This window comes from Arthrobacter sp. GW460-12-1-14-TSB2, from assembly GCF_059423525.1.
Genome location: NZ_JBWKYC010000002.1, coordinates 162,432 through 177,852 on the forward strand (window position 1 = coordinate 162,432; position 15,421 = coordinate 177,852).

Annotated in this window: 17 protein-coding genes; 1 reads left to right on the forward strand and 16 read right to left on the reverse strand. The window is 63.4% G+C overall.

From position 1 onward, the window contains the following. Positions 1-163 precede the first annotated feature (163 nt). Positions 164-925 carry an SGNH/GDSL hydrolase family protein gene (locus AC07YR_RS03960; protein WP_494733109.1) on the forward strand — a complete coding sequence of 254 codons (762 nt, stop codon included), beginning with the start codon at positions 164-166 and terminating at the stop codon, positions 923-925. Here AC07YR_RS03960 and AC07YR_RS03965 read toward each other — a convergent pair. The 16 genes from AC07YR_RS03965 to AC07YR_RS04040 form a co-directional block, all read right to left on the reverse strand. Next, a complete protein-coding gene (locus tag AC07YR_RS03965) occupies positions 922-2,274 on the reverse strand; it encodes a GDSL-type esterase/lipase family protein (RefSeq protein WP_494733110.1) in 1,353 nt (450 codons plus the stop codon). The two genes, AC07YR_RS03960 and AC07YR_RS03965, sit on opposite strands and share 4 nt — an antisense overlap. After that, positions 2,275-2,475, reverse strand: coding sequence for a hypothetical protein (locus AC07YR_RS03970; protein ID WP_494733111.1), 201 nt, complete (start codon positions 2,473-2,475; stop codon positions 2,275-2,277). Positions 2,476-2,484: 9 nt separating this feature from the next. Continuing rightward, positions 2,485-3,024, reverse strand: a complete 540-nt coding sequence (locus tag AC07YR_RS03975; RefSeq protein ID WP_494733112.1) for a hypothetical protein — start codon at positions 3,022-3,024, stop codon at positions 2,485-2,487. 7 nt (positions 3,025-3,031) lie between these two features. Beyond that, positions 3,032-3,946: a hypothetical protein gene (locus AC07YR_RS03980; protein WP_494733113.1), complete on the reverse strand. Its 915-nt coding sequence runs from the start codon at positions 3,944-3,946 to the stop codon at positions 3,032-3,034. 2 nt (positions 3,947-3,948) lie between these two features. After that, positions 3,949-5,391, reverse strand: a complete 1,443-nt coding sequence (locus AC07YR_RS03985; RefSeq protein ID WP_494733114.1) for a Gp37-like protein — start codon at positions 5,389-5,391, stop codon at positions 3,949-3,951. Beyond that, positions 5,388-6,353: a hypothetical protein gene (locus AC07YR_RS03990; RefSeq protein ID WP_494733115.1), complete on the reverse strand. Its 966-nt coding sequence runs from the start codon at positions 6,351-6,353 to the stop codon at positions 5,388-5,390. Before AC07YR_RS03990 ends, AC07YR_RS03985 begins: the two co-directional genes overlap by 4 nt. Before the next feature lie 15 nt (positions 6,354-6,368). Continuing rightward, positions 6,369-10,592: a hypothetical protein gene (locus tag AC07YR_RS03995; protein WP_494733116.1), complete on the reverse strand. Its 4,224-nt coding sequence runs from the start codon at positions 10,590-10,592 to the stop codon at positions 6,369-6,371. Beyond that, a complete protein-coding gene (locus tag AC07YR_RS04000) occupies positions 10,585-10,917 on the reverse strand; it encodes a hypothetical protein (protein WP_494733117.1) in 333 nt (110 codons plus the stop codon). The genes AC07YR_RS03995 and AC07YR_RS04000 overlap by 8 nt, the downstream gene beginning before the upstream one ends. Positions 10,918-11,042: 125 nt before the next feature. Continuing rightward, positions 11,043-11,390 carry a phage tail assembly protein gene (locus AC07YR_RS04005; RefSeq protein ID WP_494733118.1) on the reverse strand — a complete coding sequence of 116 codons (348 nt, stop codon included), beginning with the start codon at positions 11,388-11,390 and terminating at the stop codon, positions 11,043-11,045. Between the two features lie 86 nt (positions 11,391-11,476). Continuing rightward, positions 11,477-11,671 (reverse strand): hypothetical protein, encoded by a 195-nt coding sequence (locus tag AC07YR_RS04010; protein WP_494733119.1) that lies wholly within the window; start codon positions 11,669-11,671, stop codon positions 11,477-11,479. 8 nt (positions 11,672-11,679) lie between these two features. After that, positions 11,680-12,456: a phage tail tube protein gene (locus AC07YR_RS04015; protein WP_494733120.1), complete on the reverse strand. Its 777-nt coding sequence runs from the start codon at positions 12,454-12,456 to the stop codon at positions 11,680-11,682. A gap of 43 nt (positions 12,457-12,499) precedes the next feature. Then, positions 12,500-13,012: a hypothetical protein gene (locus tag AC07YR_RS04020; protein ID WP_494733121.1), complete on the reverse strand. Its 513-nt coding sequence runs from the start codon at positions 13,010-13,012 to the stop codon at positions 12,500-12,502. Next, positions 13,009-13,425 (reverse strand): DUF5403 family protein, encoded by a 417-nt coding sequence (locus AC07YR_RS04025; protein ID WP_494733122.1) that lies wholly within the window; start codon positions 13,423-13,425, stop codon positions 13,009-13,011. Before AC07YR_RS04025 ends, AC07YR_RS04020 begins: the two co-directional genes overlap by 4 nt. Beyond that, complete coding sequence (locus tag AC07YR_RS04030) at positions 13,425-13,781, reverse strand: hypothetical protein (RefSeq protein WP_494733123.1); 357 nt, start codon at positions 13,779-13,781, stop codon at positions 13,425-13,427. Before AC07YR_RS04030 ends, AC07YR_RS04025 begins: the two co-directional genes overlap by 1 nt. Further along, complete coding sequence (locus AC07YR_RS04035) at positions 13,775-14,224, reverse strand: hypothetical protein (protein ID WP_494733124.1); 450 nt, start codon at positions 14,222-14,224, stop codon at positions 13,775-13,777. The genes AC07YR_RS04030 and AC07YR_RS04035 overlap by 7 nt, the downstream gene beginning before the upstream one ends. Positions 14,225-14,233: 9 nt before the next feature. Then, complete coding sequence (locus tag AC07YR_RS04040) at positions 14,234-15,394, reverse strand: hypothetical protein (RefSeq protein ID WP_494733125.1); 1,161 nt, start codon at positions 15,392-15,394, stop codon at positions 14,234-14,236. Positions 15,395-15,421 lie beyond the last annotated feature (27 nt).

The following is a 15,421-nucleotide window of genomic DNA, read 5'->3' on the forward strand; positions in this document are numbered from 1 at the left end:
CGGCACGCGTTGTCGGATACAAAAAGGCCACCAGCCGCAGGCGTATTGCTTGCTGGCTGGTGGCCTTTTTGTCGTTATTCAGTTAGGGAACAAAACCGGTCTTTAGGACCGTTCGCGGGGCCGTAGAATTAGCGCACACACGCACGCACATTTTGGGGGAATCTTGAAGCTCAGCCGTCAGACGCGCACTCGTCTCAAAGTCGCCGGCATCGGTACGGGTGCGGTTGCCGCCGTGCTGCTGACGGCGTTGGCTGTGAGCGCGAGCACGAGCCAGCGGTACGCCCCGCCCGTGTCGGACAAGGTCGCTTCCTACTATGAGGCGAATAAGAGCCTGCCCACGGCGAAGCCCTCGAAACCTGCCGGGCCCGCCGTGGCGTTCCTAGGGGATTCGTACACCGCAGGTACGGGCGCGGACCCTGTTGCCGCCCGTTGGACCACGCACCTGTCTCAGGCGATGAACTGGACCGAGTCGAACTATGGGCAGGGCGGGACGGGTTACGCATCGCAGGGCCCCACGCCGCCCAAAACATCGCCGTACCCTACCCGAATCGCTGACCTTGCCGGGTCGAAGCCGTCTATCGTGATCGTCAGTGGTGGCCGCAATGACCTGTCCGTTGATGGCGACGCGGGCGAGAGTATCGCCAAGACGTTCCAGTCGATCCGCGCCGCGCTTCCGGCCGCACAGATTATTGCTCTAAACCCGTGGTGGGATGATGACCAGGCGCCGGCTGAACTGGCTGGCGTGGCTGACGAGGTGAGGTCTGCAGTCGAGTCCGTCAAGGGAACCTATGTTGATTCCGGTCAGCCGCTGCTGGGTCACAAGGACATGGTCATCACTGACGGTGTACACCCGAACGCGGCAGGGCACACCGCTCTGGCCGAAGCCGTGGCCCGTGCCCTGCCTGCCGAGTTCAAGAAGCCTTAGACGATCTTGGATACGGCCAGTTCGGAGACCTTGATCGTCCCGTCCGTGAGCCCCATCCAGCCTGCGTCGATGTAGATGTTTGCCGTGTTCGCGGGGACTGTGAACTTCGGTGTCTTGATGACCACGTCACCGGAGGCTGGGACACGGCTTGCCGTGGCGTAGGACGTGGACGGTACAAATAGCCCGTAGGTGTCCACGGCGTAGGAGCTGTCCGCGAGCCTCATCCTCATACGAAGGTACGGGTGGGAGAAGTATGCGGCAGCGGTGTAGGGCGTGAGCCCTGACCAGCGGATGCGCGCCGACAATTGGATTACGTCGCCCACCGCATAGCGGCCGTTGCTGATCGGCTCGACGTACCGGACGCCGTGTTCGGCGTTGTCCGTGTTGCCGGCCACCACAATGTTCGCGATGGAGCCCCACGTGTCATCGTCCTGGGGGTAGGTGATGGTCGTGGCCGCGGCCACGAGCGTGGTCCAGCCGGTGCCGCTGGAAAAGTCCGGGTTGCCGATGCAGTTGCGCGGGTCCAAGAGCCCGAGTGCACGCTTAGGCCTCGCCTGCACCTGTGCGTTGATACGGTCCCACACCGCCTTGCCGACAATCGCTGCCGCAGCCTCGGTGTAATGAGTACCGTCCACCGACATGTTCGCAGCCATGAGCCCGGTAGACGGGATCGCGAGTAGCCGCCACACGTCCACCACGGCGACGTTCGGGAACAAGGTGTGGACGTTCATCAGCCACTCGTTGACGTCGGAGACGTCCTGGCGGATCTGCGTGGTGGTGTGCACCTCGCGGGGAGCCACGTTGAGCTGGACGATCTTCTTACCTTTGAGGGCGTTGTAGATCGCGGTGAGGTTGCTGATTGTGGTCGCGGCGCTGATCGCGGACGGCGCATCGTTGGCCGGCCCGCCGATGAACACCCAGTCTGAGTTCTTCGCTACAACGTCAGCCTGCACACGTGCGAGCATCTGCGTGGTGTTGTTCCCCGAGATGCCCGCGTTGTAGATCAAGTCGATCTTCTGCCCGCTGTATGCCTTGAACCAGTTGAACCAGCCGCGCCCATTGACCGCCCCGTTCGGGTTGGCGGGGTTGAGGGTGTCCGCTCCGACGTCACCCTGGGCTTCAAGAGATGTCCCAAACAGGACAGCAGTATTGGCAAGGGGCCGGGCGTAGGTGGCGTCAGCGGTGGCCTTGTCAATCTGGTACGCCAAGGCGGTCCATGCGGTAGTGCCGTCCCCAACCTTGCGCTTCTTGGTGTCCGTCTCAAGCCCTGGTTCGCCAGCAGCGAGGACCGGGTTGGCTGACGTCCAGTTCGCGGCCGTGTCTCGTCGGTACTGAATCCTGTTTGCCATTTATGCAGCGCTCCCGCCGTCGAAGTTGAATGTTCCTGCGTAAGTTGACGTGGCATTGCCGCCGTCAAGGGTGTTGGATGGCACGTCTGCCTTGAGGGCAAAGGTGGCAGATAGTGCCGCTCCGAGCGGCGTTGCCGGGTTGGCTGCATGCACGCCAGCGCTGGCCTCGGTGAGCAGCCGCTTACTTGTTGGCTGGGTCATTTGTGTCTCCTAGACGAAGTAAGGGGAGCCGTCGATGTCGGCGAGGATTTGGACGGCATTGCTGCCAGCGACGAAGTAGGGGGTGCCGTCTTCGTCCAGAGCGATATTGGAGAGGCCTGCCAACCCCGGCGGCCCCTGGGGGCCGCGTGGGATGACGAGGTTGATTTGCTTGGCCGAGTCACCAGTGACGGTCGCTTCAGCGTCAGTGCCTGCCTCGCCGGTAGTGACGTCGCCGATACTCAGGCCGTCGAGCTTGGCCACTGCTTCGAGCGCCGCGTCACGCAGACCCTCGTATGAGCTGAAGTAGCCGACGAATCCGCCGGAGACCCACTTGACCTGCGGCATCGTTGCGACGAATGCGGGCAGGAAGCCGTTGGAGTTGGAGAACAGCGGATTGCTCAGCGGCAGGCCGTTGGGGTCCGTCAGCGTCAGGGGGCTGAGGTTGGTGGTGTCCGCCGGGTCGAAGATGTAAATCTGACCATTGGCCACCACGTTGGAAGTGTTGAACGGGTCGACAACAAGCTGCATGTCGAATGCGTAGTTGGTCATACTGGCCCTACTTCATTGCCGCGAGGCCATTGAACTGGCAGTAGGTTCCGACCGGCTTGGGGCCGATCTTCACTCCGGAGGGCGTCACGTAGTAGACGGCGGCCCTCGCGTACTGGTCGTTGGTGCCTGGGATGAACGTCGTTTCGGCGGGCGTCAGCCCTGCCGGAAGACTCGCAACTACCCAGCCCTCAGAGGGCGTCATGGGGCCGTTGTAGCGAACGTCGCCGATGACATGAAGGAAGGCGCCACGCCCGACAAGTCGGGCTTGCGTGACGCTGGTGCCGATGTTGGCCCAGCCGGAGCCGAGCTGCAGTGCAGTCCACGGCCCGGAGCCGTCCTCGTTGGTCCAGCCTGGCGAGTCGTTGACCAGCGGCCCGTAGGCCCAGTTGCCGGTTCCGATCTTCACCTGAGCGCCAAGCTTGTTGAGGTAGGTGAGCGCCAGCTCATCCTTGGCCACCATGCCGCCGTTGCCTGCCCAGCAGCGCAAGTCGACAATCGTTGCAGGCTGCGTCTGCCCGGCGACCCACTGCACAAGCGCCAGCGGCTGGTCGTCTTCGACGCCCGGCTCCACCTTGCGGCTGTCGGGAATCTTCTTCTCCGGAGTGCCGGTGATCTTGACCACCGACGTCGGGCCGCCGGCCAGCGGCTGCCAGTTGCGGCGGAGTGCAATCAAGTCCCAGCGGCTGCCGGAGGTAATGCTGTCGCAGGTGATGGTGGTGTTCGCCAGCTCAGTGTCGAGCACGCCGTGGCCCCATCCGCTGCCAGATGCGACGGAGACCGTCAGCGGCTGCCCGGGGACCGAGCTGACTTTCAGGTCGTCAGCTTCCTTGATGCCGTAGGTGGAGGAGCCGACGGACGGGACAAGCTCGGCCCATTGCCGTTCGTTGACGGAGCCGTCATAGCCAATGCTTGTGAAGGCCATGCTTACTTCACCTCTATTTTTCTGATACGTGTTGCAGAGTTTCGGAGCGCCTGTGCAAAGACGCGGTCAGGGTTGTCGGTGATTTCCCCGACGGAGGGGGTGGCGGTCACGCCACTGTCGAAGGTCCATGTCAGCTCGGCCTCGCGCAGCGTGTCGGTGATTGAGAGTGAGGGGCCGACCATCATGGAGACTCTGTCCCCAACCGAGACTGCGTCGCCGTAGCGGAAGCCGTCGGTCTCGCTCAGCACCATGCGGATACCGGTCTTCTCGCTGGACTCCGCAAGCTTCTCGCTGGCGCGTGCCGCGATTAGCGCTTCGTACTCGTCGCGGATTGCCTGGTATTCGGCGTTGATCGCAGTCAGCGTCGCGGCTGCTGCGTTCCTGGCGGCAAGCGAGCTGTTCGCCTGCGACTCAGCCGACGTCTTCTGGCCGCTGAGCGTCTCGTAGTTTGAGAGCGCGTCAGAGCGCTCCGTGGAGCCGCTGGGGTATGTCGCGTCCACCGCCGAGCGGGCGCTCGACGCGGTTGATGTCGCGCCGATCAGCCGGTCAAACTCGGCGCTGTCCTCGTTGAATGACGTCACCTTGCGGTCGTAATCTTCCTGCGCACTCTCCTTGCGGGAGTACCAGTCGTTGAGCCGCTGGCCGACGTCGCTGGCGTCAATGAACGTCTCGGTACGGCGGCCCCAGAGGGCCGCTGCCGTGTTGTCGGTGAACCGCCTGAACTCGCGCCCCTGCTTCTCTCCACGGCCGCCTACGATTACGTCAGTGGCCGCTGGCGGGGTGTTGGTCCATGACCAGTCCTGCACGATTCCCGACTCCTCGCTAAGGAGCGGCGCGTATTCGGAGGGTTCGTAGACATCCAGCACCAGGCCGGTCGCACCCTGCTTGACGGAGATGCCGAGTCCTGCGCTCTCGGCCAGCGCGATGAGCGTGTCGAGTAGCGGCTCCATGCGGATTTCCAGCGTGACCACTGCACCGCGCCCAAGGTTGGGAGCGGTGGTGATATTCAGCCCGAGTCGGCTGGTGGCGTTGGCAGTGACTGCCGCCTTGATGACGGTCTCGGCCTGCGCTGTGACGACATACTTCTCGGAGCCTGCCTGATTGGTGATGGCGGACCAGGGAACGGGCCAACCGAGAACCTGCCGCAGGAGGGCGAGGTCATCTTCGACGATGAAAGTCGCTGAGCCGCTGATAGAGGGGCCATTGATGCTGCGAGGCATAACCATGCCACTAAGTGCCTGCTTGCCCCTGTAGTGGATGACTACGCGGCTCCCAGCCACCATCAAGTCGCCGAGCGCCGGGTGGTCGAGTGAGACGCTGAAGCTTGCGGTGCCCACCATGTTGTGGCGTGGGATGCAGCGCATCTCCAGCGGCGTGCTGATGATCGCCTTGCGGACAAGGTTCTTGTCGTAGACGGTGATCTTGAACGGGTTCTCGGTTGTCACTTGCCCCACGCCCTGAAGTGGCGGGGCGTCAGCTGCATGAGCACCACGCCGCCACCGTTGATTGTGATGGAGAGCGGCACGGCTTCGCCGGCCGGAACCGGAGCGAAGTCGACAGCGCCCATGTCACTGAACCGGCTGCTGACGTTGCTAATGTGCCCGAAGCCGCCGAGGGCATCCGGCACCCAGTCTCCGTAGAGCACGGTCTGGCGGCTGGGGTCGGTGTCGACTTCCAGCGCCTTGCCTGCGGGCACGTTGAACGGCACACTGATGGTGCGGCCCGGGATGCCGATGGTGGTTGAGGTGCTGGGTCCGACGATGGTCCACCTGGGCCACGCGTCAAGGTCGCCCGGGTTGCTAATGGTGGCGGAGGAGGCTGACGAGGCCGTGGAGATGTTGAAGGACGGGGCGCCGGAGCCGAAGAAGTTCGTTCCGCCGGAGCCTGACCAGCCGCGCTTCAGTGTCTCGCCAACCCAGAAGGGCTGCTCGGCCGCCAGGTAGATGCCGTACTTCTCCCACCCCTGAATTGAGGGCAGGATGTCGGTGGCGTGGCCGCCGTCATTGTCGAAGACGCAGGTCAACTTCCGCGTCCGGCCGCTAGGGTCAGTGACTGACCAGAGGCCGGGGCGGTCCGGGTGCATGCTGCGCCAGAAGTCACCGTCCAGCTTGGCCCAGTCGTACTGGCCAGCCTCGCGGTAGACCAGTAGCGGCCAGAACACTTCGCGCTCGGCGCTGATCCAGCCGGTGCGGCGGGAGCCGTGGACTGCCGGCGAGGTCTGAGTGTGTCGCTTTGTCGGCGGCATATTCAGACCTCGCACTCCGGGCATGAGGGCAACGCCCTCAGCGCCCGTGGCAATGTCCCACGTCTCGCCATCCCACGACTCCCAGGTCATCCGCATCCCCTGCGGCAGGCGGGCTGTTGCCAGCATGTCCACCGGGGGAGCGGCGTAGGCGATCGAAGCCATGTGAGTCCTTACTGGTTAGATTCCGTAGAGCACCTGCATGTCGCGGAGCTTCGTGGTTGCTTCCGCAGCCACCTCGCGGGCGTACTGGTAAGCGACGCCCGGGGAGGCGTCGATGTGGAGGCTGACTCCGCCCCCGCTTGACTGACCGCCGACGACTGCGCCGTTGGCAAAGGCCGCCATGTTGGAGGTGAGTGAGTAGCCGAACCGCTTGGCGACCTCGTCGAGGATCGCGACGGAGCGCGCGCGCTTCGAGCTGGCCAGCGGGATGTACGCTTCTCCGCCCGTCTCGGGCTCCGCCCAGACGCGCAGGTTGCTTGACGGGCGGGCGATCTGTGCGACGTGCTTTTCGATGCCGCCATTCGCGAAGAACTTGGGCGCGAAGCGCTGGTCGTAGCGGCCGGGGCCGTTGTGGATCGAGCCGTTCGCCTGCTTGTCGCCAGTGATGGCGGCTGCGATGGAGGCTGCGACGTTGAACGCGAATGACTGGCCGTTGAACTTGTTGATGGTGTTCCACAGGTCAGTCACGACACTCAGCGCGTTGCCGATGGCGTTGATCGTTGTGGTGAACGTCGTGCCACCCAGTAGGATGCCCGCCGCATTGACGCCGCCGATGACCTTGTCGAAGGGCGAGCTGTTTGCATCGAGGCTCGTCGTGTGCGTCTTCCCGCTAAAGTCGACGCCCCGGCCTTCGGCCTGGCTGACGATCCGCGAGAACGGGCCGTCGTTAGCATCGAGCGTGGGCGTCGGCCGGATGTTGCTGAATACGCCCAGCTTGTCGGTTGCCGCACCTAGTACGGGGCCGATCTTGGAGCCGTCGATGTCAAGACCGATGGGCTTGACTGCTGCCTGAGCCTGACCGTTGGCTGCCGCGAGGTCTGCCAGCGCCTTGTCTTTCGACTCGGGATTGAGCAGGAACTCGATCTTCGCGGGGTCAAGGTCCAACTGAGCGAGGATGGCTGCGATCTGCTCGGGCGGCACGCCGCCGACTTCAAGCTGCTTGGCAATCAGGTCGCGGGTCTTCTGCATCTCCGTGCGGAGCGTAGTGACTGCGGTCTGCGGGTCTTTCTGCGCAAGTGCCAGCTTGAGCGCGGAGTCGCGCCCTGCGTCCGCTACCTTCGTCAGCTCCGTCCGAAGGTCGGAGCCTGACTTGGAGACAGTATCGATCTCGCCCGTCGTCCTGTTGAAGAGGTCCGGCAGCGACTTGCCCTCGGCCTGAGCCGTGGCGACAATCTCCTGCAGGTTCTTGTTGAAGTCCCGGGCCGAGTCATTCGACTTCTGGACGGCGTCGCCGATGGATGCCTGGTCGCCGTTCATCTGGCGGATGATGTCGTTGACTGCGCGCAGCTTCTCGTCTGCGGTGGACGCCTTGTCTGCCAGCGTCTCGATTGCCGACATGATGCCAGCCGAAACTCCGACAGGAACGCCCAGCTGCTTGGAGGTCTCCTCGACTTCCTTGCGGGCTGCCGCTAGGTCGTCCTTGATCTTCTGTAGGCCGGCACCAGTCTTGGCTCCGGCGGAGCCGAAGACCGTGCCCAGCATGTCTGCGAAGTTGCTCAGTGGCCCCAGGGTCTGGTTGCTGCCCAGCACCTTGAGGGTGTCGGCCACCTTCTCGAAGGGGTTGCGGGAATCCGCTGCCTTCTTGAGGGCGTCGTTGACCTTCTGAATGGAGGCTGGCACGCCTTCGGCGGCCTTCTGAATGTCCCGCAGGCTAATGCCGATGGCGGATGCATTGTCGGCGATTGAGGCCTGCTCAAGCCAAAGGAACGACTCTTTGGCCCGCAGCTGGCTGGCGATGACCTTCTCGGTTGCAGGGTTGATTCCCTGCTGGCCGTCGAGCGAGCTCTTGAGGTCATCAAGCTTGGCCTTCTGCTTGGCCGCAGCGTCGCCCATGGCTGTGATGGCAATGGCCGCGCCGCCTAGCACGAGCCCCCAGGGGCCGCCTGCCAGGGCAAGCAGTCCGTTGCCGACCTGCTTGCCGACGGCGAGTGCCTTGGTGCCGATGCCTTCGAGCTGCTTGACCATCGGCTTGCCGTCGAACTTGCGAACGGCTCCGTCGGCGCTGTAAATGTAGCCGCCAATGAGCTTGCTGTTCGACTCGGCTGCCTTGGCGCCGCCCTTGAAGGCGTCGCTGAGTTTGGTGAATGAGGTCTGCGCCGTGGTCAGGAATGAACCTAGTGGGCCGCGTAGCGCCATAAAGAGTGCGAGGGCGCCTGTTGCCAGCTTGATCGGTTCCGGCATGCCGTTGAACACGGTCAGCGTGGCATTGAGCAGATCGACTACGAGGGTCAGGGGGCCGGAGGCCGCCGTGACCAGCGCGTTGACCAGGCCCGTCAGCGACGGGGCAACCTTCTCGAGGTTGCCGGTCAACTTGCCGACGGACTTGTCGAGGAAGTCGACCACCGTGTTGATGACCGGTGCGACGCCCTTGAAGATTTCACCAGCGACGCGGCTCATGTTGCCGATGATTCGGCCGAGCCCCTCGAAGCTGGGGCCGAGGTCGCCGAGGGCGCCCTGCATGTCGCGGATGCCCTCAAGCGTGCCGGTCTGGAACTGCAGCTGGCCGAGAGTCTTAGCGAGTCCCGACAGCAGCCCGCCGCCGAGCTTGCCGAGTCCAATGAGTAGTTCGCTCATGTAGCCTGCGGAGCGACCGATGGTCTCGCCCAGTTCCTTGACGCCGACGTTCAGCTCGCTGGCGCCCTTGCGGGCTCCGGCGAAGATGGTTGCCATGCGGCTGCGGAACGGTTCGGCCAGCATGATGTCGGCGATGCCGCGCATGTTGTCGCGGAACTCGGGGAGCCCGCCGCCGCCTGCGTCGTTGACTGCCCGGGTGATGCCCTTGAACATGTCGACTACCGACTGGCCTACGGAGCTCATGTCCTTGAGGCTCTGTACGCCCTTTTCGATCCAGACGTTGATCTTGCCAGCCTCGTCGGCCTTAGTGACCCACTCGTCAAAGCCCTTAGCTATGTCCGTCAGGAAGCCGCCGAAGCGGGGCAGGTAGTCGGAGCCGCGAAGGCCGAGAGTGTTGAGCGCGTCGAAGAACGGCTTGGAGGCGTTGGACGCCTGCTGGAAGAAGCCTTCGAGGTTGCCGAACATCTTCTTCATGTCGCCGTTTTTGGCGATCTCCTCGAAGGAATCGAGGATGCCTGCGTTGAACCGCCCCACGTCGTTAGCGACCGACGTAAGGCCGTCGCGCAGTACGGGGACAGTGTTCTTGGCAAAGCGCTGTATGGAGTCGCCCATGCCCTCCCAGAAGGCTTTCTGGACAGGCTTCTGAATGGAGGTCCATGTGCCGCGCAAGGCGTTAGCCGCTGCGCGTGCTTCGGGCAGCAGGGCGGCGAGTGCTTTCGCGTCGCCGTCGATGGCTGCCTTGAAGTCTTTGAATGCTGCGACGTTGATGATGACGCCTGCGGCGACAGCCGCCAGCGCGGTGGGCAGAGTGGCTAGCAGCCCGATGGACTGGACCATGCCTTCACCTACGGTGAATGCTGAGGTGCCAAGGAATGCGATGGCATTGACCAGGCCGCCGATGGCAGTTGCCCAGCCGGCCGACTTGAGGCTGAACTTGTCGAAGTTGACGATCAAGTCTTCAAGGTTGGTGCCGACGGAGGTCAGCACGCCGAGGCCCGCGAGGCTCTTGATGAGCCCCTCGGCAACGATCAGACTCTTCTTGTTGACGTCGACAAAGAAGTTGACCTTGCGGTCGCGGGTGGCGTATTTCAGCTGGGCCGCTGCGATGTCGAGCCCGGTCATGTCAGCCTTGAACTTGATCGGCTTGCCGTTTTCCTCTTTGAGGAAGTGGTCGATATCCTTCTTGGCCTGCTCGAGGCCCTCGGCGGTGGACACGTCCACTTTGATACCGGCCGCCGACGCAGTGTTCAGCGCGTCGTTTAGCTGCTTGCCAGCCCGTTGCAGGTAGTCGCGGTCCATCTCGACCTTGACGTCGCCCATCTTGAAGTCCTTCAGGACTTTGTTGATGTCGGCAGACGCCTTGCGTAGCGCGTCGGGGTCGGCGCCAATCTTGACCTTGAGCGTCTGGTCGACTTCGCGCTTGACTTCGGAGACGGCCTTCTTGGCGCGCTCCTTGATGCCGGTTGCGTCAAGGTCGAGGTTGACAACGACGTCGTACTCTTGACCTGCGAGTTCCTTGAGGACTTGCTTCTTGGTCTCCCCCCGGAAGCCCTTGGCGTCTGGTCGTACCTTGACGGCGACCGCGCCGATTAGTTTGAGATCAGCCAAAGCTGTTCACTCCATTCCACCCCAGGGCTTTTAGTACGTCGTTGGTAGTCACTGGCTGCTTCTTGGCGGCGGTTTCACCGCGCCATTCAGGCGGGCCAACGACGGGGAACTTGGGCTCCTTGCCCTTCTCCCAGCTGCCGGTGACGAGCGTCAGGTCGCGGATTGCGTTGATCTCTTGCGCAATCAATTTGCGGTCGCTCGTCCAGAAGCGGCGGTTGTAAGCTGCTTCCGTTTCCGGGTCAATCTCTGGCTTCTGCGCGTCGTCATCCATGGGGGCGGACATGATGGCGACGTAGCGGGAACCCTCGGGAAGGTGGCGCATCATTGCGAAGATTTGGGCGACGGTCCCGTAGGACCGCCCGCCAATGAACTCGACCAGGTCGAAGTTCCAGAACTCTTTGAGGTCGAGCCAAATCTCTTCGCCGTATGCGTCCAGCTCAATCGCGAGGGCTAGGCTTCCCCCGCGTTCGTCTTCTCCTGGTACTGGTCGAACAGGTAGGACCAGCGGGTCAGATCTTCGCCGGCCCACCTCTTGATGGCGTTGAACGCGGAGACGCTGCGTGCGGTCAGCCGGAAGGCGTCGGAGTAGAGGTCGGTCCAGTCCTCGTCGCTGTCGTCGCCCGCTTCCTGTACGCGCTTGCTGATGTCGAGCGCTGCGACAACGGCCTTACGGCCTGCCTTGTCGAGCCGGAGGATCGGCTGGAAGGCGTGAACCTTGCCATCTTCCATCTCAATCTCGAAGTCGGGGTACTTCTCCTCTGCACCCTTCTGCAGGTCGGAGAGTTTTATTGCGGACATTGCAACTCCTGAAGTTTTTGGTGTCGCGGACAAAGGGGAAAAGCCGTGTGGGCAGGTGTCCGCTCCTGCCCACACGGGGTCTTTCGTTACTTCGCAGCAGCCCGCGTAACGGGCTTGGAAGCAGGCTTGGTGGTAGCCGCAGCCTTGGCCGCGTCAGCGGCCTCTAGGCGGGCTTCCTCGGCTTCGCACAGCTTGAATACGACAGCCGCGAGAGCACGGAGCTGTCCGCCAAGGTCGGGAGTCCCGACGATGAACTCGGGAACTTCGTCTTTCAGGGCCATGAAATTCCTTACGGTGCGGCGATGGCGACGGTCGGGTCCGTGGTGTAGCCGGAGCCGCCGTTGTTCACGGTGATGGAGGTGACGGAGCCGTTGGTGAGCACGGCTGTCGCCGTGGCGCCGGTTCCTGCGCCCCCGGAGATGGTCACGGCGGGCACGGAGGCGTAGCCGGAGCCCGGGTTGGTCACGGTGATTGCCGAGACGACCTGAGCGGAGCGTGACGCGGTAGCCGTTGCCTGAACCTTGACGGCCTTCGGCGGGATGAACTCGATGGCGAAGGCGTTCGTCAGGTAGGTCAGCGGAGTGACCTTCAGCGGCAGCGTGGCCAGGTTCTCGGTGTCGGAGATCGACAGGTCATCGCTGCGGAAGATCGACGCCTTGGGGGCGTAGATGCCGGCAGTCGTGGTGCCGTCGTAGAAGACGACCAGCCAGGCGACCTCAGTCGGAGTGGCGTCCTGCGGAACCTGCACAGTGCCGGTTCCGGTGACTACGGCGTTGGCGCCGTAGTACAGCTTCAGGCTGTCCTTGTCGAACTGGAGCAGGTTCATGTTGTAGGACTCGGTACGAGCCGCCACCGACTGGCGCAGCGTCTTCGCCTGCAGCGAGCCGAGCGTGGTGGTGTCGCCGCCTTCGGAGGCCGAGGACAGGATGTCCTGCATGGAGGTGTGACCCATCTCGGTCCACGCGACGCCGGGGGCGCGCAGGTCAGCCGGGAGGGCGGTGCCAATGGGGGCCGTGTAGAAGTGGCCGGTGCCAACCTTCAGTACGGCGGTGTTATCAAGTGCCATGTAAGTCTCCTCGTGGGCGTCAGCCCACAGAAAAGGCCACCCGTTATCCGAGTGGCCTGAAGCGGTTGTTTACGCTGCCCGTGACGGGCGGGCGGATGAGTAGTCGGAAGACCGACTCGAAGCGCGCAACACCCTTCGGGAGGGTGGCGTACTGCACGACGCCCGTACTGGTTGCCCAGTCGGAGACGCGGGAAGCTGACGTCGAGTTCTCGATGGACGCGATGTGGCCGAAGCCGGGGAACGCTCTCTGCTCCAACTGCGCCTGACGGAGTGCTATGCGGCACATCTCCTGCAAAGCGGCGCCGTCAGCCTCGGCCTCAAGGCCGGAGGTCAGCGTGTTGATGGAGACGACGGCCGGCTCAAGGAACCTGTCATCAGCGTTGCGCGCCTCTCCGTTGCCGGAGCGGCGTTCGCGCCTGGCGACAATGGCTGGCGTAGCCATGCCCTCCGTAAACAGCGTGCCGATCTGAATGCCTTGACCTGCAAAGAAGTCGCGGAAGATGGCCATCAGCATGCCGTCGGTCGAGCCGAATACCGGGATCGTGATCTTGCTCATGAGCTCTTTCCGTACTTGCTGACTCGGTCATCGACTGCGTTGCCGAGGGCGTGGATGCCGTCAACCCAGACGCGGCCCTTCTTCGTCTTCTGCCAGTGGCCGAGTTCGATGGAGAGTGCGCTCTTGTTGGCGTTGTCGGTGCGGTCGGGGACGCTGTCGCCTTGACCCGCGTCGTAGAGCGCAACATGCCAGTCGAGCTTCGTCTTGGGCGGGCTAACGATGGCGATCTTGGCGTTGCCCAGGCGGTAGTGGAGTGAGAGGTTGGAGCGAGCGCGAGCCGCTAGAGCGGACGCCTGCGCCTTCAATTCCGTCTTGACAGCCGGGAGGTGGGAGACCTCATCCTCGACGCTGCCACGGCCCTTCAGGGGCCGATCAGCACCACTAGGGAAGATGAAGCCGAGCCACTCAGCCATCAGGCGTCCGTCTGCAGTTGGTTGCGGGAGCGGATCGTGAACTCGATGTGCTTCAGCCGGCTGGTCACACCCGGCGTCATGCGCGGCGGGCTGGCCAGGTCCCACTCTTCGCCGTTGTAGACGACTCGTGACCAGCTGCCAGCGGGCACCTGGCGGGCCATAATCCTGACGACCTTGTTGGATACCTGCCCGGCCAGTTCAGCGTCTGAGGAGCGATCCTCGGAGCTCGTGACCTTGAGCGTGATGCCGTCGCCGGAGGGCCGCTTGATGGTGTTGCCGAGCGAATCGGTGGCCGCCTCTTCGACGTAGATAATCAGCGTCTCCCTGCCCCTATCCAGAAGCCGTGACCTCACCATGGGCGGGGGTAAGCGTCTAGATACAGGTACTCTGGATGGCCCTGCACTGCGCCAGCGGAATCCGAGGTCGCAACGAAGCGGTCGGGGTTGCTGAGTGGAACGCTGATGACGCGGCCACGCGAGCTGAAGGTCTTCAGCATGGTGATCTCGCCGGCCGTCAGCGTGGCGCCCTTGCGGTAGTCAATGTCAACGTCAATGGAGACTGCGTCTCCGCGCTCCATCTTGAGGCCACTCGGGTTCTGGTAGCCCCGGGCTGCCGCCGCCACCGCAATGGTGACAGCGACAGCCGGTGCGGCGTCAGGGTTCTCCCAGGGGAGACCGTAGAAGCGAACCTGAGCAGAGGCCTCTTCGAGCATGGCGTTGGCCAGACCGATTTCCTCGGGCGTAGTGATCGTCTCGCCCACGCGGGCGGCGACCTTTGCTACGGTGCCTAGAGGCTCCATTCAAGCTCCTTACGGAACGGCTACGTCGTGGCCGATGGTGAACGGATCGCCAGCGGGCAGCGTGCCAGCGAACGGCTGGTCGTTGTAGACCTTGGCCAGGTCGGAGGTGGCGGAGGAGCCGAGGCTGCCGTTGGTGCGAGCCTTGGCGTCGCCCGGCTTGATCTCAGCAGCGGTTGCAGCAGTGGCATCGGCCGCGAGGACGATCTTGATGCCACGCACGAAGTACTGCGAGGTGGAGACGATTTCCTGCGTGCCGTCAGAATTGATCTGGCGCAGGTTGTCCTTGGTAACGCCGGTCGCGATCCACGAGTTGAACGTGGAGCGGTCGATCTGGCGGCTTGCGTCGTAGTCCTGAATCCAGCGCAGCGCGTAGCCGTTCTGGTTGGACACAGCACCCTTGACGGCGCCCAGCGGCACCTTCGGTGCGGCGGTGAACAGCAGGATTGCGGAGGCTGCGTAGACGTAGCCCTCGTTCTTGGCGAGCGTCGGGTCTTCCACGGCAGTGATGCCGGCGAAGGTGTCGATGACGTTGGAAGCAAATGCTCCGTCGCCGGTACCTTCGTTCTTGGTGGACTTGGACGCCTTGCGAAGCAGGTTGGCCCAGCCTGAGCCGACTACGGCAACGACGTTGGTGTCCGGGTTGCGGAGGGCCTTGAGCTCTGCCTGCACGTCGGAGAAGAAGTTGAAGACGAGGTCTTCACCGTCGGCGTGTGCAGCGGCCTTGTTGGCCGAGGAGGCGACGAGAGCCATGATGCGCTCGTAGGGTGCGTTGAGCACCTGTGCCCGCACGCGGCGGTCGAGGCCGCCGGTTACGGCCTTGATCTGAGCGTTGAACAGCTTGCCCCAGGCGCCTGCGAAGTCGAACTCGAGAGCTTCGTCGATGAGCGCAACGGCGGAGTAGTCGTTGTTGGGCTCGACCGTGAGGTCGACCGTCTGCTCGACGTAGGTGTCTGTGACGATCTGGTCGGCGCGGTCATTGCGCCATTCGTACGTGCGAACGGGGAGCGTACCTTCGACGCGGAAGGTGATCTTGTCGCCGGCTGCACCCTTGAACTCGTCGAACGAACGGCGTTCGACAGTCTTGGTGAGTACGGACTCTTCGCCGATGGCGACTACAGCTGCTGCTGCAATCTTTTCGGGCTTAACTACGGTGTGCTGACCAACGGCCATGCGATCTCCTAGAAATAGAGAAGCCCC